The 23,512-nt window shown below is 38.4% G+C and carries 22 protein-coding genes and 2 pseudogenes; 1 reads left to right on the plus strand and 23 read right to left on the minus strand.

Annotated elements, in window-relative coordinates:
* Positions 1-8 precede the first annotated feature (8 nt).
* The 16 genes and pseudogenes from ABP870_RS00765 to ybeY all read right to left on the minus strand — a co-directional run bounded on the left by ABP870_RS00765 (position 9) and on the right by ybeY (position 16,163).
* The gene (locus ABP870_RS00765) at positions 9-1,637 is read right to left on the minus strand and encodes an ABC transporter substrate-binding protein (protein WP_350013602.1); all 1,629 of its coding nucleotides are present in this window, start codon (positions 1,635-1,637) and stop codon (positions 9-11) included.
* A 122-nt stretch (positions 1,638-1,759) separates the two neighbouring features.
* Positions 1,760-2,647 (minus strand): carbohydrate ABC transporter permease, encoded by an 888-nt coding sequence (locus ABP870_RS00770; protein ID WP_350013603.1) that lies wholly within the window; start codon positions 2,645-2,647, stop codon positions 1,760-1,762.
* 10 nt (positions 2,648-2,657) lie between these two features.
* Positions 2,658-3,572, minus strand: coding sequence for an ABC transporter permease (locus ABP870_RS00775; protein ID WP_350013604.1), 915 nt, complete (start codon positions 3,570-3,572; stop codon positions 2,658-2,660).
* Positions 3,573-3,713: 141 nt separating this feature from the next.
* Entirely contained in the window at positions 3,714-4,685 is a 972-nt protein-coding gene (locus ABP870_RS00780) for a LacI family DNA-binding transcriptional regulator (RefSeq protein WP_350013605.1), read from the minus strand.
* 258 nt (positions 4,686-4,943) lie between these two features.
* Positions 4,944-5,414, minus strand: a complete 471-nt coding sequence (gene smpB / locus ABP870_RS00785; protein WP_350013606.1) for an SsrA-binding protein SmpB — start codon at positions 5,412-5,414, stop codon at positions 4,944-4,946.
* Positions 5,415-5,423: 9 nt separating this feature from the next.
* Entirely contained in the window at positions 5,424-7,787 is a 2,364-nt protein-coding gene (gene rnr / locus ABP870_RS00790) for a ribonuclease R (protein ID WP_350013607.1), read from the minus strand.
* Positions 7,788-7,865: 78 nt separating this feature from the next.
* Positions 7,866-8,102: a preprotein translocase subunit SecG gene (gene secG / locus ABP870_RS00795; RefSeq protein ID WP_350013608.1), complete on the minus strand. Its 237-nt coding sequence runs from the start codon at positions 8,100-8,102 to the stop codon at positions 7,866-7,868.
* Positions 8,103-8,146: 44 nt separating this feature from the next.
* Positions 8,147-8,293, minus strand: coding sequence for a 50S ribosomal protein L33 (rpmG, locus tag ABP870_RS00800; RefSeq protein ID WP_062707522.1), 147 nt, complete (start codon positions 8,291-8,293; stop codon positions 8,147-8,149).
* Entirely contained in the window at positions 8,294-9,505 is a 1,212-nt protein-coding gene (locus tag ABP870_RS00805; RefSeq protein ID WP_350013609.1) for a multidrug efflux MFS transporter, read from the minus strand.
* 1,284 nt (positions 9,506-10,789) lie between these two features.
* A complete protein-coding gene (gene coaE, locus ABP870_RS00810; RefSeq protein ID WP_350013610.1) occupies positions 10,790-11,392 on the minus strand; it encodes a dephospho-CoA kinase in 603 nt (200 codons plus the stop codon).
* Positions 11,389-12,219, minus strand: coding sequence for a DNA-formamidopyrimidine glycosylase (gene mutM / locus ABP870_RS00815; RefSeq protein WP_350013611.1), 831 nt, complete (start codon positions 12,217-12,219; stop codon positions 11,389-11,391). The genes coaE and mutM overlap by 4 nt, the downstream gene beginning before the upstream one ends.
* 954 nt (positions 12,220-13,173) lie before the next feature.
* Positions 13,174-13,708 (minus strand): annotated as a pseudogene (locus ABP870_RS00820) (NUDIX domain-containing protein).
* Positions 13,709-13,720: 12 nt separating this feature from the next.
* Positions 13,721-14,225, minus strand: a pseudogene (locus ABP870_RS00825) (NUDIX hydrolase).
* A gap of 97 nt (positions 14,226-14,322) precedes the next feature.
* Positions 14,323-15,222 (minus strand): GTPase Era, encoded by a 900-nt coding sequence (era, locus tag ABP870_RS00830; RefSeq protein ID WP_350013612.1) that lies wholly within the window; start codon positions 15,220-15,222, stop codon positions 14,323-14,325.
* Between the two features lie 61 nt (positions 15,223-15,283).
* Entirely contained in the window at positions 15,284-15,685 is a 402-nt protein-coding gene (locus tag ABP870_RS00835) for a diacylglycerol kinase family protein (protein ID WP_350013684.1), read from the minus strand.
* Positions 15,666-16,163, minus strand: coding sequence for an rRNA maturation RNase YbeY (gene ybeY / locus ABP870_RS00840; protein WP_350013613.1), 498 nt, complete (start codon positions 16,161-16,163; stop codon positions 15,666-15,668). Before ybeY ends, ABP870_RS00835 begins: the two co-directional genes overlap by 20 nt.
* 203 nt (positions 16,164-16,366) lie before the next feature.
* On the opposite strand from ybeY, the gene ABP870_RS00845 reads away from it, so the two are divergent.
* Positions 16,367-17,572, plus strand: coding sequence for a mechanosensitive ion channel (locus ABP870_RS00845; RefSeq protein ID WP_350013614.1), 1,206 nt, complete (start codon positions 16,367-16,369; stop codon positions 17,570-17,572).
* Positions 17,573-17,728: 156 nt separating this feature from the next.
* Here ABP870_RS00845 and ABP870_RS00850 read toward each other — a convergent pair whose 3' ends face one another.
* The 7 genes from ABP870_RS00850 to rplA form a co-directional block, all read right to left on the minus strand.
* Positions 17,729-18,793 (minus strand): PhoH family protein, encoded by a 1,065-nt coding sequence (locus ABP870_RS00850; protein ID WP_350013615.1) that lies wholly within the window; start codon positions 18,791-18,793, stop codon positions 17,729-17,731.
* A 78-nt stretch (positions 18,794-18,871) separates the two neighbouring features.
* On the minus strand, positions 18,872-19,087 hold the full coding sequence (locus ABP870_RS00855) for a YozE family protein (protein ID WP_350013616.1): 216 nt from the start codon (positions 19,085-19,087) through the stop codon (positions 18,872-18,874).
* Positions 19,084-19,593, minus strand: a complete 510-nt coding sequence (gene msrA / locus ABP870_RS00860) for a peptide-methionine (S)-S-oxide reductase MsrA (protein WP_350013617.1) — start codon at positions 19,591-19,593, stop codon at positions 19,084-19,086. Before msrA ends, ABP870_RS00855 begins: the two co-directional genes overlap by 4 nt.
* A gap of 148 nt (positions 19,594-19,741) precedes the next feature.
* Positions 19,742-20,599 (minus strand): RNA-binding virulence regulatory protein CvfB, encoded by an 858-nt coding sequence (cvfB, locus tag ABP870_RS00865; protein WP_350013618.1) that lies wholly within the window; start codon positions 20,597-20,599, stop codon positions 19,742-19,744.
* A 93-nt stretch (positions 20,600-20,692) separates the two neighbouring features.
* Positions 20,693-21,250 (minus strand): ribosome recycling factor, encoded by a 558-nt coding sequence (gene frr, locus ABP870_RS00870; protein WP_350013619.1) that lies wholly within the window; start codon positions 21,248-21,250, stop codon positions 20,693-20,695.
* Positions 21,251-21,268: 18 nt separating this feature from the next.
* A complete protein-coding gene (gene pyrH, locus ABP870_RS00875; RefSeq protein WP_062707478.1) occupies positions 21,269-21,994 on the minus strand; it encodes a UMP kinase in 726 nt (241 codons plus the stop codon).
* 748 nt (positions 21,995-22,742) lie between these two features.
* Positions 22,743-23,432, minus strand: coding sequence for a 50S ribosomal protein L1 (rplA, locus tag ABP870_RS00880; protein WP_350013620.1), 690 nt, complete (start codon positions 23,430-23,432; stop codon positions 22,743-22,745).
* Positions 23,433-23,512: the final 80 nt, after the last annotated feature.

Raw genomic sequence — 23,512 nt, forward strand, 5'->3', positions numbered from 1 at the left:
CTTATCTCCTATTCTTGATTCTTTTTGAACTCATCGTAATATTTTTGTTTTAACTTCATGTAGTCTTTTAAACCGTATTTTTCAAGTTCCTTTAAGTAACTCTCCCATTCATCATCAATTCCACCATTAGTAATCCATTCTGAACGTTTACGAGTTATATAATCCATCATATCGGCTTCGACTTGGGCAATTTTATCTAAGTCTTCTTCTTCCATAAAGACCTTAGGATAGATTTCATCATTTTTCATGTAAGGAACATAGTTAGCTTGCAATAAATCTAAACGCCACTTTGCATCATCAGGCATAGTTGTGATATCACCATAATAACTATCAAGAATAGCCAATGGGCCACCGACTTCTGTTTTTTGTCGTAATTCAGTAGGAGCGGTACCGTCTAAAGGTAAATGTTTAAGACTATTTGTTTCTTTGTTAAATTCAAAAATATTTTGTTGCTTAGTGTCACCATAAGTTCCCCAATTATTTTGAACGGATTGTATTGGTTTATATTGCGCGTCAATCCATTTGGCAGTCAACTCAAGATTTTTGTTGACACTAGTGATAACCATACGGTCACGTTGGAAGCCAACATTGTTAGTACGAGTAACATTTTTCTCGCCGTCTGGTCCCTCTAGTACAGGTAGGAGTTGATAATCTTCATTATTCCCTGTTACGTTATTTTTATCCCATGTAAAGTAAACTCCGTACTTTTTATCATTTCCTTTAGATGTATATGTATTCCAATCTTGTTCAAATGCCTCAGAATCAATAAGTCGTTTTTCATATAAAGAACGCATGAATTTGATACCTTCTTTATAGTCATCATTATCGGCTGTAAAATCAACTTTCCCGTCATTTCCAACAACCACATGCTCATCATTATCCCCAACACCAAAGGAACCAAAGAGTACTTTAAAGTCTTCATTTCCAGCACTGTTAATAAATGACAGCGGTATTTCATCTGCCTTACCATTTCTGTTTGGATCTTTTGTTTTGAATGCTTCTAATACTTTCACCAAATCATCAGTAGTTTTAGGCATCTCAAGACCTAGTTCATCCAGCCACTTTTTATTTATCCATGCCATATCGTTAACACTATGAATTGACTCTTTTCCTTCACCTAATTCTTCAATCCAAGGGAATGAATAAATATGTCCATCCGGCGCTGTGATGAGAGCGCGATAGTGAGGATTCTCATTAAGTATTTTTTTCAAGTTTGGCATGTGTTCATCAATTAAATCTTCTACGGGAACAATGACTCCTTGCTCTGCCCATTTCATCAACTCTACATCAGAAGCGCCATCATTGTGAATGGCATCTGGAACATCACCAGATGAAATATCTAAATTGCGTTTTTCAGCAAAATCACTTTGATAATTAGTCCAATCAATATGAACTCCAGTTTCCTTTTCAAGACGTTTAAAAATCAACTTTTTATTGGGATCTTTCGGAGCTAACGTTGAGCTAGTAGTCATAAATTTTAATGTTACTTTATCCTTCAGTGGAAACTTAATGTCTTTCAATCCATAATCTTCACTTGCTGTTTTACTTACCGAGTTACCACAAGCTGCTAACAAGATTGCACTAGTACTTAAAAGAGCACCTATTTTAAACCATTTATTTAAATTCTTTGCTTTCATTTTAAATGAAACTCCTTTTTTATTTCAAATATAAAATTGTTTAATACAAAAACTAACTATCATCACACAAAAATTTTTAAAGTGTGGCTAACTAATTTCATTTTGACATCTAATTCTATTTTTTAACCTTTAAGCGATCCTGCCATAATACCTTTATCAAAGTATTTTTGGAAGAATGGATATAGTACAATCAATGGTAAACTTGATATGACAATTGTCGCATATTTAACAATTTCAGCAATTCGTTTTAATTCATTGATAGCTGCCTGGGCACCAATCATGTTTGCATTGACTTCGTTTTGAATCAATATATTTCGTAGCACTAGTTGCAATGGGGCTTTATCAGGATCTTTAATATAAATCATTGCATCAAAATAGGAATTCCATTGTCCAACAAAAGCGTAGAGAAAAAGGACAAACATAATCGGTTTTGCTAATGGCAAGATGACTTTTAAGAAAACTTGAAACTCATTAGCTCCATCGATAACAGCTGCTTCTACTAGTTCATCTGGTAAACTTTGAAAATAAGTTCTAGCAAGAATAATATTCCAAACATTAACGGCACCTGGTAGGACAATTGCCCACATAGAGTTTAACATACCAAGATTTTTAACCAACAAATAGGTCGGAACAAGTCCGCCACCGAAGAACATGGTAAAAATCAAAAAATAGTTGACCCATCTACGTCCAATTAAATCTTTCTTCGATAGAGGATAGGCAGTCATAACAGAAATAACTACCGTCAATGCTGCGAAAATTGTTGAATAAAGTAGCGAATTGATAAAACCTCGTAAAATTGAATCATCACTAAATACTCTTTGGTAACCTTCAACCGTCCAGTCCCTTGGATTAAAACTAATCCCTTGATTTACTAATACCCGTGGATCCATAAAAGACGCAATCAAAATGTATCCCATTGGTACTACTGTAATTAAAACTAACAAGGCAATTAAAACACGGTTCATGACTAACACACGTTTATCGAAATTAGTTAACATTCTTGTATTCATATTTTGCTCCTTATAAACCTTCTCCATCGTTCAAACGTTCAACAATTTTATTAACAGAGAATAGTAAAACCATATTGATAATAGAATTAAATAAACCAACTGCTGTTGAATATGAATAATCTCCCGATACTAAACCAACTTTATAAACATAAGTTGAAATAATTTCTGAAGCTGTTAGATTCAATGACGTCTGCATCAAGTAAGCTTTTTCATATCCTACATTCATAATGTTCCCAGCAGCTAAGATAAATTGTATGACCATAATAGGTTTTAATGCAGGTAAATCAATATGACGAATTCTTTGAAAGATATTAGCACCATCCAACTGAGCTGCTTCCACTAAAGAGGGATCTACATTAACCAAAGTAGCTGTATACAAAGTTGAAGCCCAGCCCATACCTTGCCAAATACCACTCATGATATAAAGTGGTCTAAAATAATCAGGATCTGTCATAAAATCAGCCTTTATTCCGATGAATGATAGGATTGCATTGACAGGTCCTTCTACAGAGAAGAAGAGAAAAATCATACCCACAATGACAATAACTGAAATAAAGTTAGGAGCGTACAAAACTAATTGAATTCTTTTTTTAGCTTTATCACTTAAAATCTGATTTAACATGATTGCTAACATAATTGGTGGAAAAAATCCCAAAAGCAATCCATAAACACTCAACTTTAAGGTATTAGATAGGAGCATTCCAAAATTAGGAGAAGCTAAAAAATTTCTAAACTCTTCTAGCCCCACCCAGGGACTGTTAAAAATTCCAAGTAAGGGATTATAATTTTTAAAAGCAATCAACACCCCATACATAGGAACATATTTGAAAATAAAGGTCAGTAGTAAACCCGGTAGTAACATCAAAAGTAAGAGTTTTTGTTTTTTTAATTTTATCAAAAAACTTGATTGTTTTACTTGAGACATGGTTCCCTCCTGTTTTTGGAAACGTTTCAATTTGTATTTTTTAAAATAACAAGCCGTAGCTTATTATTGGAAACGTTTCAAGTTTATTTGACTATATTGTAATCGATTTCACAGCTGTTGTCAAGCAAATTCTTAAAAAATTTACACTTTTGTTGTCCCACCATCTTCAAAACGAATTGGAAGTACAATCCTACTTTCTTCAACATTATTTTCAATAACTCTCATCAAGAGTTCAACTGACTCTTTAGCCATTAGTTCAATAGGCTGAGCAATAGTTGATACATAATAATTTTGATCAACAGCAGATTTTAAGCCATCAAAACCAATAATTTGATAGTCCTTAGGTGCATACCTATTGAGAGCTTGACTCACTTTTATAACGTTAGTAGCCATGAAATCATTAACAGTAAAAATACCATCAATGTCGGGATTTTCTATCAAAAACTTTTCTATTTTATCATGCAAATCATCAATCGGTTCTAACATGTCTAATTTTTTAACGATTACTCCATGCTTTTGAAGAGTCTCAGAAAAACCTACTTTTCGTAATACGGTTTCATTTTCGAATTGATTAGTTCCACCAATATAAGCAAACTGTGTCGCACCTTTTGCCATCAACACTTCAGCAGCTAACTTTCCTCCCCCATAATTATCAGAAGTCACATATGGGATTTTTTCGGAAAAATGACGATCAATGCTGACAAACGGTAAAGTGGAGGAAACATATTGATCTATATCTGAATACGTAATACCAATAATGCCATCAACCTTATTTTTTTCGAGCATTTGAAGATACTCAAATTCTTTCTGCCCGTCTTCTTCAGCATTACAAATAAAAAGTTTATAACGTCTTTTCGCCAATTCTTTTTCAACATGATAAGCGAATTCTGAAAAAAAAGGGTGCCATATCGTCGGGATGATTAATGCAATAATGTTACTTCTGTTTGTTTTTAAACCGCGAGCATATTCATCTGGCTGATAATTTAACTCTTTGATTGCTTCCTCAACTTTTTTTAGAGTTGAATCCTTGACTTTAACACCATTAACCACACGAGAAACTGTCCCAACACCGACACCAGCCAATTCTGCAACTTCCTTCATTGTTGCTTTCACCAATATTTACCACCTTCCTTTCATTTTTATATCTAAATTCATACATCAAGTCAAGTTTTATATAATACTCAATGAAAATCAAAATCAGACTAGGCGACGCCAAAGCCGACAGAACTGAAGGTCACCAAACCAAGCCAACAACGTCTGCTTTTGATTTTCGAAGAGCATTAAACTTATCATTTTACAACTAGCAATAGTGAAATCGTTTTTTGTGAGTACACATTCTAAAAAAATGAGAGTTGCCCCTATATTCCTACTTTATCTCTGATTAATGCTCTTCATCACACGTTTAATGTCACGATCTTGTTCCCGACGCTTGATGCTTTCACGTTTGTCATAATCATGTTTCCCTTTTGCAAGTCCGATTAAAACTTTGGCAAAACCATTTTTGAGATAAACTTTGAGAGGAACCAGTGTCATCCCACTGCCTTTTAACTCATTTGCTAATCGATTAATGTCACGTTTTTTAAGCAATAGTTTACGTGTACGTTCTGGATCTTGATTCCAAATATTTCCCTGTTCAAAGGGAGCAATGTGAACATTGACCAACCAAGCTTCCCCATTTTTGATTTGGGCAAAGCCATCCTTGAGTTGAATCCTAGCAGCACGAACCGATTTGATTTCAGTTCCTGTCAAAACAATGCCTGCTTCAACCGTATCGACAATACTATAATCATGTCTTGCCTTCTTATTTTGAGCTAAGACATTGGAGTCTGTACCTTTTGGCATGGAATCCTCCTATTTACGTTTTTTAGATGTTTGCGACTTTTTAGCCACTTTCTTATAAAAAGGTTTCTTGTCTTTTTTCCCTTTGCTAGATTGGCGACGCTTGTCCCCAGTTCTAGAGTTATCACCGCGGTAGTGATCCTTATCAGCTTTATCCTTTGATTTTCCACGACCATTTTCAGAGTGGCGACCACGTCTTCCTTCTTTTCGGTCTGATTTAGCGACTTTTTCGATAACATCGTAATCACTTGGTAAATATTCAAAGTCGATATCACCCGTTTCTTTATCCGCACGTGTTAATTTAATACGAATAGGTTGGCCCACTTTAAAGACCTTACCTGATGTTTCACCTTTAAGTGACATGCTACGCTCATTGTAATGATAAAACTCAGGTAGGGTTGTCACGTGTATCAAACCTTCAATGGTATTTGGTAACTCAACAAAGAGGCCGAATTTGACCACAGAAGCTACAACACCATCAAACTCTTCACCTACGTGCTCTTCCATGTATTCAGCTTTCTTCATAGCCTCAACAACACGTTCAGCATCAATAGCACGACGCTCTAGTTGTGAAGAAGAGGTAGCCAATTCTGGAACCACATTGGCGAAATGCTCTTTCTTTTCAGATGTAGCACCTTGAGAGTATTCGCGAATCATGCGATGTACGAGGAGGTCAGGGTAACGACGAATAGGGCTGGTAAAGTGCGTGTAGTACTCGGCAGCTAAACCGTAGTGACCGTGATTATGCTCTGAATAACGCGCTTGTTGCATGGAACGAAGCAGCATCATATTAAGCACTTCTGAGCCAGGCTGACCTTCCATTTTAGCCATGAAATCCTGCAAAGCTGACTGCGTTATTTTTGAAGCTGTTCCCTTGATTTGAACGCCAAAGACACTTGCATAATCGATGAATTTCTGTAATTTTTCTGCCTTAGGCTCTTCATGAATACGATAGATAAAAGGTAAGTCCTTTTTAGAAAAATGCTCCGCAACACATTCATTTGCCGCTAACATAAAGGATTCAATCATACGCTCAGCGATTCCTCGGCTACGTACCACGATATCTACAGGCATACCTTTATCATTGACGATGATTTTGGCTTCTGAGGTATCAAAGTTAAGCGCTCCACGACGCACACGCATGTCCTCTAAAATCTTATGCAGGGCAGTCATATCGTGGACAGGATCCACAATAGCTTCATATTCCTTGAGAACTTCTTGATTACCACCAAGCATCTCATTGACATCGCTATAGGTCATCCGATAGGTAGTATTGATGACCGATTGGCAGATTTGGTAATCCACTACTTTCCCTTGAGGATTGATTTCCATGATGGCAGATTGGGTCAAACGATCAACATTTGGGTTAAGCGAACAGATACCATTAGACAAGCGTTCCGGCAACATTGGCACCACACGGTCTGTCACATAAACTGATGTCCCACGCGCCACCGCTTCACGGTTAAGGGCCGAACCTTCCGTCACATAATAGGATACATCTGCAATATGAACTCCTAGTTCAAAATTTCCGTTAGACAAACGTTTGATATGAACGGCATCATCCAAGTCTTTAGCATCAGCACCATCAATAGTAAAGGTAATTTCCTTACGAAGGTCAACACGCCCCACTAAGTCCTTGTCACTAGGCGCATCTGCTACTGCATTGGCTTCTGCTATAACATCTTCTGGAAATTCAGAAACAATGTCCATGGACTCCAGCACTTCAAGAACATCAATACCAACATCTCCCTGATGCCCAACAATATCACGAACCACACCGACGAAATAGTCATGACCGCGGATTGGGTATTTATCAATGTCAACCTTGATAATTTCAGTACCGTCAAGAACAACAGGTTCTTTTTTGATATAGATCTTTTGTTGAATTTTTTGATTTTTAGACTTGATGTATCCGGCGTATTTAGGCTTCTCATCATCCAAAATGAATTTACCAACAACTGTTTTTAAAGCATGTTCAACAATCTTAACCACTCGTGCTTCTGCTGCTGTTCCTTTGAGACGGTCGGCCGGCTTTTTGATAACGACCTCTACAGTATCCCCGTCAATAGCATAACCAACGTCATTACGCCCAATAAACATGTCATCTTCATTGTCATCTACAAAGAGAAAGCCAAATCCTGCTTTGTTAGCACGAAAAACACCCTGAACGGTAATCTGCTCTTTCTTCTCCCGTGGTTTACGAAGCGACAGCATACCATCATCATTAAACCGAAGCTCTCGCTGACTTTCCATTTTGGAGATTTCTTTTATTAGAAGAGGGAATTTCTTCGCACCAGCCATGTCCAAGCTAGCAGCCAAATCATTGATGTTTGACTTTCCATGCTCCTTTAAATAATTAAAAATTTGTTCTTTCATAGTTTCCTTACTTTAGTTGATTTGTCGCCTCTAGCGACGATTTAAAAAGGGCCTGACAATTGTCACGGCCCACAGTTCTTAACGACTTGATAGTAATACAAGTAAAAATGCAATTAATAGCCAAAAGAAGACGAGAATACCTGTAAAACGTTGCATAAAAGCTTCAAAACCGCGTGCTTTAGAACGTTCGAAAAGGGCTTCAGAGCCGCCACTATCAAATACATTACTTCCTGGATTTTTTTGCGGTTGCATGAAAATCGCAATAACCAAAATAACCGAAATCACCAAGAGTGCTGTTAAAAGCAAATTGTACATCTTTTTCCTCCAATACTGTCCTTACAAGATTACCATAATTCCCTTTAAGATTCAAGGTGTAAAGTCACTTTACGCTCTTTTGGACAATATTTTGGCACCTGAATTTTTTCCGGATGCGTCACCTTATTTTTACTAGTCAAATAATTTTTACTACCACACTCACTGCATTTTAAATGAATTTTAACGCGCACTTAGATTTCCTTTTTTGTGAGATATTTTCTGAAGTTAACAAGACTCCACATAAAATTGAAAAAGACAATAGCACTGGTTACATAGAAAACCGAACGATAACCCATACCAGCCGCAACAGTAGATCCAACAAAAGGACCAATAACTTGACCAAAGTTAGTAAACATTTGATTGTAGGCAAAGATTCGAGAGATCCCTTGCTTAGGGGTCAGATGTGTCAACAGCGAATTAACACTAGGCATCAAGGCACCAGTACCAAAACCAAAAAGAAAGCGCCAAATCCCCAACTCTAAGCTGGTTTCAGACCTAGCTAGAAAGAGGTAGATGACTGAGCAATAAAGCAACCCCATGAGAATGAGACGGTGATTTCCGATTTTATCTCCCGCCTTTCCAAGACGCGAGCTTGAAATCATGCTAGAAAATCCCATCGCCGAAACGATAGCTCCTGAAACAAACATGAGATTCTCTGTTTGTCCCAAATGCCGTATATAAAGTGTTAAGATTGGCGCTACAGACTGGGCTGCGATTTGGATAATCATACTAGTCACGAAAAGACCAACTAACATTTGTTTATCTTTAATACGATCAAATAATTCTTTTGTCGACCAGGCATCAATACGAGCAACTGGTTTAAAGTCTTCTTCAATCATGAAAATCGTCATCAGACAGACTGTAAAGAGGAGAAAGCCCACTAAGAGGAAAACATTCTTAATACCCACTAATTCTGCCAAAAAACCACCAAAAAGCGGTCCAATCAAACTTCCTCCAATAACTCCTGTTGCCAAGGTCCCCAAAGCATAACCTGTCTTTTCTTGTGGCGCTTGTGAGGCAATCAGAGCATTCGAATTGGGAATAAAGCCAGCAAACATACCGTTTAAAACACGGAGAATTAGTAACCAAAAAACATTGGGAACAAAGGCAAGTCCCCCCATAGTTAGGGTCATGACAAAACTAGCACGAATCATCATGGGTTTACGACCATAGCGGTCAGCTAATCTCCCCCACATCGGAGCAAATAAACCAGAGGCTAGGGCTGACAGTGAAACAGCTAAACCGGAATATAATTCTACCAAACCTGGTTTAGCACCTAGCTGCTCGACATAAAGTGGCATGAATGGCATGACAAGCGAAAAGCTTGCTCCAGCAAGAAAACTACCAAACCAAGCTATTTTGAGGTTCTTTTTCCAATCAACTTCTATAGGAATCCTAATCATCTTCTCTCTATTTGTTATAACAATGCCCACTATTATATCATAAAATGCCACAAAAAACGATAACATCAGCCTATCATTCCACGCCGTAGGCACACTGGAAAAATAAGTAACCCTTGTCTAGATACACACTTCTTTAAATCATTTCACAACAGTTGTCAAACGGTATGGGCAATTCCTCATTTTCAGGCACATTATAGTCAAATGAATTAACTTTCAGACAAGGAACAGAAAGTCGCAGACAGTACTCACGTACGGCAAGTCGAAAGTGACGATGTATCAAAGTTAATTCAAAAGACTGTATCGTACATTTGCTATTTAAAAAATAGCATTTAAAACGAAAAACTTTTTTGAAAACGACAGTTTCTTCATACGGTTTAACATGCATGTCATCACATTTGAAAGAAAGCTCTCTAGCCATTATGAACTGAGTTTATCGCTTAAAGCACCATCCTTAATCATATGAGTCAAATCATCTCTAGTATCATTCAAAAAAGCAGGCACAGCAGCTAATCTCCACTACTCAACTAATACTGTCAAAGTTACTGTGATGATACTGTACCAATTAAGCATCATTAACGGCATCACCAATGTTTTTTCAATACCAGCTTGCATTTCAGCCATCTCATATCTTCTATGCACATCAGCAGATAATACCCATTCTTATCTTAGCACATTGACTACCAAATTAGGCATTAGCCTTTCCCAAAATTTTAGAAGACCATTTAACGAAAACTGCATCTCCCGACCAATACCGACAGCAAATAAGACGCTTCCAATACCTAATGTACCATCTAGTACCCCCCCAATAGACTAACAGCCACTTCAATACCTGTTCTAACCACCGGGACACGCCATCCTGACATTTGACAAAAACCAACCATCAGGCCGTCCCTAAGACCTGCTCCCATATGACAAGTCAGGTAAATAGTCGAAGCTAAACCTACTTAAAAGAGACCTAAAACCGCCAAAAAAGACGCCCCTTAAGTAAGTCTGGACCGTCAAACAAGGCTACAACTATCCTCACAACTCAGGCGATGATAATCATATTTAACATAGTGCCAATACCTGACTTAATCTTTATCGGAATCCAAGATAAAAGGGCCAAACCAGAAATGATAAAGATCATGACTCCTAACTGATACTCAATAAGAATCAAAATTAGGCAGGAACAAACAGGTTTCTCAAAGCCAAACAAAACCAAGTCAATCACTAAACTAACACCAACAAAACTTTTGGATCAACACCCAGAATCCTCTAGCCGTCCAAGGCATAAGAGGAATGACTTTACGCTTTGACATGACTCACTTCCTTTAATAGACGATCGACTTGCGCATAAGTAACCTCTAAAGGACCGCTATTGTCAATTACCCTATCTGATCGTTTTTTCTTTTCCTCTAAAGAAAGCTGCGCTGCCATACGTTGCTTAGCCTGCTCCCTAGTATAACCATTTCGTTGCATCAGACGTTGCAGTTGCTGCGCTGGATCAAGGTAAACAAGCCAGACTTGATTGAGCTGGCTTTGATAATCCAGTTCAAACAGAAGAGGAATATCCATGAAAACCAAGTCATTTTTTTTCAATAAAGCATCTCTTCTCGCCAGCAATTCCTGCCGAATAATCGTATCCTGCAAAGCTGAAACCTCTGCCCGAACTTTTTCATCCGAGAAAAATTGTTCAGAGAGCGCTTGTCTATCGATCTCCCCGTCGGGAGCTAGGATTTTAGACCCATAAAAATCCAACAAAACCTGATACAATTTCCCACCTTTTGTTTGAAGCTCATGAACAACAGCATCCGCATCGATGACTTCAAAACCTTTTTCTCTAATATAGCGAGTTACCGTCGACTTGCCTGAAGCAATACCACCAGTGATACCAATTGTTACTGTCATATCTTTTGGCACTTGGGACAATAATGACTGCCCCTTCCTCCTACTTGTATTTTTTCAATAGCTGTTCCGCAGCGTTGACAAGGCTGTCCGGTCAAGCCATAAACTTGTAAATAGTGCTGCATGGTACCATCTTCTCCCAGTGCATTGCGATAAGTCCGAATTGTGGAGCCACCTTTTTCAATCCCCAACTGCAAGATACGGATGGTCTCATCATGCAGACGCTTGATTTCCGTCTTTTTAAGACTAGAACTATGTCGCAAAGGGTGGACCTTAGCAGCCCAGAGCACTTCGTCAACATAGATGTTTCCTAATCCAGCTACCAAGGATTGTTCTAAAAGGTAGGGCTTGACTTTCTTATAGGAAGACTTTAGAGAACGTTCAAAAGGCGCTAGTTTGAACGTTTCTTGAGTAGGTTCAGGACCTAATTTCTTGGATGCAAAATAAGTTGCTTCTTGAGATGGTAACAGAATCTCCATAGTGCCAAACTTTCGCACATCTTGATAAACCAAGACAGAATTATCCGTAAACGTGAAAAAGACATGAAAATGTTTATTGTCAGCTACATTTTCTTGCCTGTCAAACATAAGGTATTTCCCTTCCATCCGCAAATGCGACATAAGCAACAAATCGCCAAAATCAAAAATCAAATATTTCCCACGACGGCGCATGGCTTGAATAGTCATTTGACCATCCATGAGCGGTCTAAAAGAATCCAACCCCGTCACAGCAATCTTAGGAAAAGCAAAACGAATGTCCTTGATTTGCTTCCCAACCACATGCTTCTCCAAACCACGACGAACCGTCTCAACCTCAGGAAGTTCAGGCATAAAATCACGATATAAAGGGCGTTAAACGGACACAGTCAAAATAGGAAATCTACTAAAGACGCTCGCGTCAAAGTAGTATTTATCTTTTTGACACTGTCCGTAGCCCGTGTTCAAATCAGAACACAAACTTACCCTTCTCCTTTCTATTTTTATCTCGAGAAAGTCGTAGGCGAGTTCAATTAAGCTCGCTAACCGGCGCTCTCCTTTCTAACAAATTAACAAATTAAGTGACAAACCATCATCTAGGGAGTTCTATCTAATTTCCGAGCTTTTCGCTCGGGTTCAGGTCAACTTACAATACTCTATCCTTTCTTATAATAATATTTATTTGTCATAGAAAACCTAACGACGATGCTCCTGCATCTAGGAAGTATTATCTTTTTTCACAGTGTCGTGGACGAGTTCCATTGCGCTAACTCCCAGCTATCTCCTTTTTGTCAATAACGATCACCCTAAAAATCAAAGCAATATGAGTTAGCTTCTTTGCACGATGTTTAGGGCAGAGCTATTCAAAAAAATCATACCCTTTATTTTTTAACAAGATTATTTCACCCTAAAACAATGTCGTACAATCTAATACTCATCCACAATCAAAAATAATACGAAGTATCGAATAGCAAAATAAGATTCCGCAGTTTAGAGCGAACGAAGTGATCTTGAAAAGATATTTTCGCCGTAGTGGTATTATTGTGACAATGTTGCTGTCACTAATAACGGAATTTTTGAGACCTAGGCTCAAAAATTAGGGATGAAACTCCGAAGGAGCTTGCTTCCGTCCACACTACCTAAGAAGAGATCAAAAAAGTTTTTTTGAAATTAACTGAGTATAACCTTATCATTAACACCTGTGTATCAGTAACATTTATCTTTTTGATACCAGTATTTACTGATAAACTCTAGCACCCCATTTCTTTCTAAAAAGTTGCTTTTAGCCACCTATACAAAAAGGAAATATCAAAAATACTTCCTTACTAAGTCGTTATGGTCATCACGTTCATAAAAAAGTTCAGTAGACGTTTTGCCAAAAAAGATAGGAAATATCTCATCCATCGAATCTGCTAAGTCAATCTTACCTGAAAATAAGTCTTGACGAGAGACCCATTTGACCTCACCTTCTTCTGAAGATGTTAGTTCCCCTGAAAAATCAGATGTCTTATATAAGAAGACCAAATATCTAATCTTGTCTCCCCTTGTTTGAAAATGCTTGACCCAACCAGCTCAGGATTTAAAATCGTTAAACCGGTCTCTTCAAAAACTTCACGAACAACAGCATCGTGTAGACTTTCACTCTTTTCTGACGAAAGATAAAAAGCTTCGCTTTTTCTATTTCCAACCTAAAATAGTCTCTCCCCAGACTATTTTAGCCACCTGGAAATACTGCCCCAGGCCAGTCATACCACTTGGGATCTCTAATTTGGACAAGACAATTGCCATCTTTATCCTCGACAAGACACATATTGGTTAAAATGACATCTTCACTGCGTGGCATTCCAGCACTCCTTTAACGTCCTAACTGAAAGTCATTCGTAAAATACTCTTTTAGCATTAAGCGATGTTTATCAGAAATACTCTCTAACTGACCAATCTCTTCTTTTGTAAAAAAGGCCACTTTCAGAGTTTCTTCGTTATGAAAATCACTGATATCTCCAATCTCTGTCGCTGTCAGTTCATAAATGAATACGACTGTTTGGACTTGGTCTCCGTTTGGATAAACCTCGTCAAAATTTGTATAGACATTCAACAAACGCTTGGCTTGGACCTCTATCCCTGTTTCTTCATAGAACTCACGAACAGCTGCATCAAGTGAGGACTCACCTAATTCCATAACGATTGTAAAAAGCTACGCTTTTCCTATTTCAGCCAGATAAAGCCCATGTCTTCTTGTCACCTCTCAGCTGGAGAAGAATTTTTCCTTCTTCATTAGCTAAAATACCGCCAGCAAAGTTAAGGATGACCTTGTCATGCCCAACTTTTGATCGGATATAGGAAATATAATCTTGTGACATTTCAAATCCTTTCAAAATCAACTCGTAAAACGATTCGCTATACTTTTATGCTTCCTTATTCCACGATCGGCGGGTTATTAGAGTCAATCTGTAGACTCTAATACTCTTTCTCATTGTAACCAAAGTCGGCGAGGTCGAGTTTTTTATCACGCCAGTTTTTCTTAACCTTAACCCAGGTTTCGAGGAAGACTTTATCTCCTAGCATGAGTTCAATATCACGGCGAGCCATGGTTCCAATCTTTTTGAGCATAGCACCTTTTTTACCGATGACAATCCCTTTTTGGCTGTCGCGTTCGACCATAATAGTTGCGCGGATATGCACCTTGTCCGTTTCCTCATCACGCTTCATGGACTCAATCACAACAGCGATAGAATGCGGTACTTCTTGCTGCGTTAAATGAAGCACCTTTTCGCGGATCATTTCAGAAACCAAGAAACGTTCTGGATGATCGGTAATTTGATCCTCTGGGAAATACTGAAAACCTTCCTCAAGATTATCTTTGAGAATTTCCATCAAACGATTAACATTATTTCCCTGCGTGGCAGAAATCGGTACAATTTCCTTAAAGTCCATTTGGTCCTTAAAGTCATCGATCTGTGCCAAAAGCTGCTCTGGATGCACTTTATCAATCTTGTTAATAACTAAAATAACAGGCACCTTAGCTGCTTTGAGACGTTCAATAATCATATCGTCACCTTTACCACGCTCTTCATCTGCTGGTACCATAAAAAGGACAGTCTCCACTTCACGAAGTGTGCTGTAAGCTGATTCTACCATGAAATCACCCAAGGCTGTCTTGGGTTTATGAATACCTGGTGTGTCAATAAAAACAATTTGCTCTGTATCTGTGGTATAGATACCCATAATTTTATTACGCGTTGTTTGTGCCTTGTCACTCATGATAGCAATCTTCTGCCCCATGACATAATTCAAGAAGGTTGATTTTCCAACATTAGGACGACCTAAAATCGCCACAAAACCACTTTTAAATGACATAAATTTGATTCACTTTCTTCAATTCTTTAGTTCCTAACAGATAGTTGTCAGGTATTGTTATTCATCCAAAAACTAGCTGCCACATCTTAGGTACAAAGATGATAAGACCAGTTAATAAAGCATATCCCGAGATCACTAAAACAGCACCCGCAGCCATGTCTTTCGCATTTTTTGCCAACATGGAGAAATGGTAATCACTAGCTAAGTCCACTACATTTTCGATAGCTGAGTTGACAATTTCAAAAGAAATCACCAAAAAGATACTAAGAAGTAAAAATAACCACTCTACTGCTGAAATTTGGAAAACAATTCCGGCTAGCACTGCCAGAAAAGTCGAAATCATATGCTTGCGCATATTGCGCTCTTCCCTATAAGCATTGACCACTCCAGTTACAGCGAACTCCATACTAGCTGTCAAAGTCCGGTTTTTCCATTTATTTTGCTTATTGTCTTGTGAGTCCATAGGCATTTAAAATCTCTTCCTGTAGTCCGAACATCTCTGCTTCTTCTTCTGGTGTGTAGTGGTCATAGCCATTGATATGAAGAAATCCATGAACTGCCAAGAAGCCCATTTCACGCTCATAGGAATGTCCATACTCTTGGGCTTGCTCTTGCGCTTTATCAATAGAGATAAAAAGCTCGCCGATATAAGCGTCAAATTCTTCCAACATTTCAGCTATCTCAGGATTTTGCGCCAAATCCTCCTCATCAAAAACAATAGGATTTTCTGGCTTGTACTCCAAACTAATGACATCTGTCGGACGATCTGTATCTCGATATTCCAGATTTAAGGCATGACTTCGCTCATTGGTCACAAATGTAACAGCCATTTCCTTGTCCGCTTTTCCAGTTTTTTCAGCCGCAAATTCAAGCAAATCAAGTGTTTGCTTCTTGATCTCTTCAGAGACCTGTCCAGTCTCATCAATCATCTCTACATACATATTTTAGATAGTAATCATCACTTCTTGTGAAGTGACTTGTTATCCTTTCTTTCAAATTCTTACAGTCTTTTTATTATACCATAAATCCTGATTAAGCTCTTCTGTCAAGCCAATAGACACTTTGATGACGAAAGCATTTTCTTTGTGAAAATAGCAACATCATGCTATTCTAATATTGAAAGAAATTTTTAGGAGGTATCATTATGGATACATATTCACGATTCACTGAATCTATCTTTGGAGCTATTCCAGGCGCCATTCGTATTATCGTTTTAATTCTAGTTGCGCTTGTTGTTGCTGCCATTGTCAAAAAACTTGTCGTTAAAGGCTTAACCAAATTAGCTCCTGTTGCTAAATTGTCAAAATGGGGATTGGTCAAGCCAACTCAAGATGAAAAATCACTTGTTAAAGGTTGCGGTCAATTCGCTTATTTCTTAGTCATCTTGTTCTTCTTACCAGCTATTCTTTCTGGTCTTGGCGTTTCAAGTGTTGTTGACCCTATCTCAAACATGTTTGCTAAATTCTTTGGTTTCTTGCCAAACGCCGTAGCTGCTGGTCTCATCCTTTTCGTTGGTGTCTTTCTCTGCAAATTCGTTAAAAACATCGTTAGCAATCTCTTGGTTAAATTACCATTTGAAAAATGGATGAACAAGCTCTTTGACCAGGATATAGATCAAGCTAAGGTGAACGAAGTTAAAATCGCTGATGCACTGGCATCTATCGTCTACGTTCTTCTTTTTATTCCAATCTTAACGCTTGCGCTAGAAACCCTTGGAATCAGATCACTATCAGAACCAATCGTTGGCTTGCTTAACCAAGTGATTAATTTTATTCCCAACATCTTGGTTGCCGTTGTTCTCTTGGCAATTGGCGGCTTTATTGCTAAATTGCTCAGTAACTTGCTTGAAAAGGTCCTTAAAGCATCAGGTATCGATCGCTATTCACAATACCTCAGCGTTAAAGGACAAGCAGAGTACCAAATCTCAACGGTACTTGCTAACATCGTCAGTGCTATCATCTTAGTTTTCTTCTTTGTTCAAGCACTGGCAACACTTAACCTTTCTGTTCTTAACACAATTGGTCTTGCTGTCATTGCTTATCTTCCAGCTGTTATTAGTTCACTCGCTATTCTCGGACTTGCCATCATTCTTGGCAACGTACTTGCTGGCTTTATCGCTAAATCTACTAATAGCAAGGCGCTTGGCGAAGTTGTTCGCTATGGACTAATTGCACTAGCTATCTTCATGGCACTCGATCAATTGAACATTGCTCAAACGATTGTTCAAACAACATTCACCATTATTCTTGGAGCGGTTGCTGTTGCTTTCGCCCTCGCCTTTGGTCTTGGTGGTAAAGCCTTCGCAGCCCGCCAACTTGAAAAATTGGAAAACTTCCTTAACAAGAAATAATCCATAATAACCTGTCTAAACCTCCCTTAATGAGGCATTTAGATTAAAGACAAATGTCAGTTGTGATGTTTGTCTTTTTTTGTATCCTTGGTTGAACATGATTATCTTATAACAAAAAACTCTCTGAATGATCAGAGAGCTCATTATGTTAAGACCTTATTTGTTAGCCTCATCTTCAGGCAACGCTCCAATCACTTCATAGGTCGTTAAGCCTGATTCTTTATCAGATCGTGATTCTTCAGATGATTTTTGAATATCTTGTGTACGAGGTTTCGTTTCATAGGCATTGATAATTTCTGCCACTACTGGATGGCGAACCACATCCTTGGCCGAAAAATGCACAAAATCTATCTGCTTAATAGACTTCAACTTTTCAGACGCATCAATCAAGCCAGATTTTACATTGCGAGGCAAATCAATTTGACTAGTATCCCCGTTAACAATCATCTTAGAATTAAACCCAAGACGCGTTAAAAACATCTTCATTTGCATGATGGTCGTGTTCTGAGCCTCATCCAAAATGACAAAAGCATCATCCAATGTACGTCCACGCATGTAAGCTAGGGGAGCAATTTCAATAATGTCGCGCTCCATAAGGCGAGTTGTCTGCTCCTTACCCAAAATTTGATAAAGAGCGTCATAAACAGGACGAAGATAAGGATCGACCTTTTCTTTCAAATCTCCTGGTAAAAATCCTAAACTCTCGCCAGCTTCAACCGCAGGACGGGTCAAAATAATCCGTTTTACTTGTCCACGCTTGAGAGCTGTTACAGCCAAGGTCACCGCAAGGAAAGTTTTACCAGTACCAGCAGGACCAATACCGAAAACCACGTCATGCTTCTTAACGCTATCCACATACACTTTTTGCCCAAGTGTTTTGACGCGAATGGGTTTGCCATAGCTATCTTTAATGATTTCCTCTTCATAAAGAGCCACGAATTTATCAATAGTGCCATTTTCAGCCATAGAAAGCGCTGTTACAGCATCCGATGTGTTCACTGTCATCCCGCGCTCTACAAGAACGAGAAGCGCTTGGATAGTGATACGTGCTAATTCCACCGCTTCTTGCTCGTCTGCCAAAATCTGAATGCGCTCTGTTCTAGCATGGATAATCACATGAAGATGTTCTTCGATAAGACGTAAATGACGTTCATTAGTTCCAAAGAGGGCTAAGACATCATCTGGATGATTGAGGGTAATTTCTACAGAATACTCTTGCAACGTTAAATCCTTTTCTTTGTTAAATTAGTTTCATTATACCAAAAATCCCTAAAAATAGGGATTTCTGAATATTGTAGTCTAATGTGCCAAATAATCTTGCCAAATCTGGTCAAAATGACTAAGGTTAAAAGTAAAACTAGCTTCATCTTCTAAATAACGACTGATCGTGTCAAAGTCATCTGTATGCTTAGGAAAGGTTGTATCCTCAAAGGCCAAATCAGCCAGAATTGCCACTGGCTCAGTTGATTTAGGATTGCGTTCCGTCATCAACCAAGTGTAAAAGGATTTTCTCAATGCCAATTCTCCTCTAAAAACCGATGCCGAATCGCACTCGACATCGCGTAACGCTCCGGATTAGTTTTATAGAACCCTTGATGATAGTCTTCAGCCTCATAAAAAGTAGCTGCCGGTTCAATTGTTGTTACGATTGGTTTATCAAAACGTCCCGATTTTTGAAGAGCAGACTTAGATTTCTCAGCAATCTCCTTTTGACGCTCATCAAAATAATAAATCACTGGACGATAATTGTCTCCTCGATCCTCAAACTGCCCAAAAGCATCTGTCGGATCAGTTTGCGCCCAGTATAATTCCACTAATTCATCATAAGTTATTTTTTCAGGGTCAAAGATAATTTCCACAGCCTCTGTATGACCAGTCGTATGACTACAAACTTGTTCATATGTTGGATTTGGTACATGACCACCTGTATAACCACTTCGAACAGATAAAATTCCCTCTTGTTCTTCAAATGGTTGAACCATACACCAGAAACAACCGCCTGCAAATATTGCTCTTTCCATGCTTATACCTCTTCCTATTACGTCTTATTCAATCATCAGATAGAAGGCTGTCAATGACATCCTTAACTAATAATAGTCTCATGTTGATTGCTTTGAGTATAACAAAAAAAACTCAGAATGTCTGAGATTTTTTCTGTCTTTTTGAATATTAATCAATTAACTCTGTTCCCGACCTATCTTGTTTGATTTTTTTAGCCTTCATCAAACCACCTAAAGCTTTTTTAAACTGCCCTTTAGATATACCAAAAATAGCTTTGATATCCTCTGGAGCGGATTTATCATTAAGCGTCATAAATCCACCATTAGCTTCTAAATAAGTTAAAATCATCTGAGCATCATTTTCCAACATTTCAAAAGAACGGGGCTTAATTGATAGATTCAGAGTGCGGTCAATTTCCCGGAACCCAATGACACGAGCATCTAAAACCTGACCAAGACGTGGTTCAGCATAACGCTCACTTGGATGGATAAATCCTAACATATTGTTTTCTGGTAGATAAACAAAAGTACCTGACAGTTTGAGACGGTAAACAATCGCTGGCCAAGTTTGGTTTTGCATATTATCGTAAGCTGGTCCAGCCATTTTCTGAAAAACGTCAGCCTCAGCGGGCAAGCCCCAGATACGATCTTTACGGTCAACGTCAAGTTTTATATACAAACGGTCTCCCTTTTTAGGCCACAATTCTTTCATTTCTGGAAGAACATCCAAGGAAACAACAATTTCCTTATCTGGAATTCCAGTATCCACAAAAACACCTAAATCACGACGGACATCTGACACCGTTCCCCAACCATAGCTAGTTCTGGTCGAAGTCACTTCTTTTGTTGTCAAACGGGGTTTTTGCTTCATATCAGTATAAGCAAATCCTTTAACCATATCGCCTAATTGATGTGTTCCCTCTTCTTTAGAAAGGGAAAAGGTGATGCCATCTTTTTGGACAAAATAGGCTTGTGTATTTTCATCTGTTACCAAACCACTGATAACCGTTCCTAATAGTTCATTCATATTTTTTCTCTATTTCTATTGCAAAAAGGCAATGGGACAAAACGCCCAACTCGGGTCTTTCATCACACCGCCTTTTAGATTTTCTATTTTAGATTAAACTTCTAGAAGTTCTTTTTCTTTATTGGCAACCATGCTATCGATATGTTTAACCGCTTCATCTGTTGCTGCTTGAATATCTTTTTCAAGGCTGCGTAATTGGTCTTCAGTAATTTCGTTAGCCTTCTCTTGCTTTTTAGCCTCATCCATAGCATCACGACGAATGTTACGGATAGCAACTTTTGAGTTTTCCCCAACTTTTTTCACTTCTTTAGCAAGCTCTTTACGAGTTTCTTCCGTAAGTGGTGGAATAACCAAGCGAATGACCGAACCATCATTTGCAGGGTTAATTCCAAGATCAGATTCATTGATAGCACGTTCAATATCCTTAATAGAGGATTTATCAAATGGTGAAATCAAAAGGACACGAGCTTCTGGTACGGTGATTGATGCTAGTTGGTTAAGAGGCGTTGGTGCTCCATAGTATTCTACTTGAATACGATCCAAAAGACTGGCATTAGCACGTCCAGCACGAATGCTAGCAAATTCACGAGCAAGCGATTGGTGAGATTGTTCAAAACGTTCTTTAGCTTTTGTAATAATTTCTTTTGTCATTTTGTTTCCTTTATCCTTTTATGCTTTATTTGATACTGTCGTACCGATTGGCTCTCCAAGAACTACACGCTTAATGTTGCCTGGCTCATTCATATTAAAGACTACCAAATCAATATCATTATCCATCGAAATCGCTGATGCTGTGGCATCCATAATCTTTAAACCGCGTTTAATCACTTCACCATGGGTCAATTCGTCAAACTTCACCGCATCAGCATTTTTGCGGGGATCATCATTGTAGACACCATCTACACCATTTTTAGCCATAAGAATGGCATCTGCTTCAATTTCAGCAGAACGAAGGGCAGCTGTCGTATCAGTTGAGAAATAGGGAGAACCAATTCCAGCGCCGAAAATAACCACACGATTTTTCTCCAAATGACGAAGCGCTCGTCCACGAATATAAGGCTCTGCTACATTATGCATGGCAATGGCCGTTTGAACACGTGTATCAACCCCCTCTTGTTGAAGACTATCAGCCATAACAAGAGCATTCATAACTGTACCGAGCATACCCGTATAATCCGCTTGAACACGATCCATCCCAGCTTCTGCAGCCGGCTCCCCACGCCAGAGGTTTCCACCACCAATAACAAGGGCAATCTGTATGCCTGATGCATGAACCTCAGCAATTTCTTTTGCCATCTCTTGAACTGTCTTGATGTCAATACCGACACCACGCTCTCCAGCAAGAGCTTCTCCAGATAATTTAATCAAAACACGTTTATATTTTGGTTGAACCATGTTCTTCTCCTCAATGCTAATTAATACTCAGTTAATTTCAAAAAATAACTTTTTTTGATCTTCTCTTAAATAGTGCAGACGGAAGCAACCTTCTTCGGTGTTTCATTCCTAATATTTGAGCCTAAGTCTCAAAAAATTCCGTTATTAGTGACAGCAACACCGTCACTAATAATATCACTACGCGAAAATATCCTTTCAAGCTCACTTCGTTTGCTCTAAACTGCGGGATCTTATTTTGCTATTCGATACATCGTGCTATTTTTTGATTTTGGATGAGTATAACATGATAACACATCATTATCTTTACCATTTTATCATAAAGAAGCTTAATTTAATAGTCTCATTGTACTGTGTTTTTGTACTTTTTGGTCAATTTGGCTTGATGAAAAGGACCTTTTAGGATCAATTTCTTCCCCTTTTTCATTTTTTATAGCCAAGGAAATTCTCAAACTGCTTAATCAAAAAAGTTTTCTAAGACCATGCCAAACGCTTGAAAAAGCAATCTTTCCATTGGCGCAAAAAATCTTTCAAGGCGCAAAAAGGGGAGGAGAGACTTTTCATGCGTTTGGCGTCTTCTATTACTAGATTTCATTGACAATTATGTCTTACAGTTTCAATTCTTTTATCATCCAAAGATATTCGCCCATTCTCAGTCTCTTATTTTAGCAAAGTATGGATTTAGCCAAACTATCAATCTAACGCTAATAAAAAAGGCTTACCGAAGTAAGCACATTTTTTAAACTACCTATTAAAGAGAGTTAGGATCAACCTTGATACCAACACCTTGAGTTGTAGTAAGCGTCAAGTTTGTGATGTAAGTACCTTTAGCTGTTGATGGTTTTGCTTTAACGATAACGTTGTTAAGAGCTCTAAAGTTTTCAACTAATTTGTCATCTTCAAATGACACTTTACCAATAAGAGCTTGAACATTACCAGCTTTGTCAGCACGGTAAGTGATTTTACCACCTTTAGACTCTTCAACTGCTTTAGCAACATCCATAGTTACTGTACCAGTTTTAGGGTTTGGCATAAGGTTACGAGGTCCAAGGACACGTCCAAGACGACCCACAACTGCCATCATATCAGGTGTTGCGATAACAACATCAAAATCTAACCAACCACCTTGGATTTTTTGAACAAGATCATCTTCACCTACGAAGTCTGCACCAGCTGCTTTAGCTTCCTCAGCTTTAGCACCACGCGCAAAAACAAGAACGCGAGAAGTTTTACCAGTTCCAGCAGGCAATACCATTGCACCACGGATTTGTTGGTCAGCTTTCTTAACGTCGATGTTAAGGTTGTATGATACTTCTACAGTTGCATCAAATTTTGCGAAGTTTGTTGATTTAGCAAGCACTACAGCTTCTTCAACGCTGTAAGCCTTTGTGCTGTCGATTTTTTCGAGCGCAGCACGCATTTGTTTACTTTTTTTAGCCATTATAAAATTTCTCCTTGTAATGTGGTAATAGCGATTTTCATCTCCCACGTCACTCATCGAAATAGACGATGAAGTTTAGC

The sequence above is a fragment of the Streptococcus jiangjianxini genome, assembly GCF_040225085.1.
In the GTDB taxonomy this organism is placed as follows: Bacteria; Bacillota; Bacilli; order Lactobacillales; family Streptococcaceae; genus Streptococcus; species Streptococcus jiangjianxini.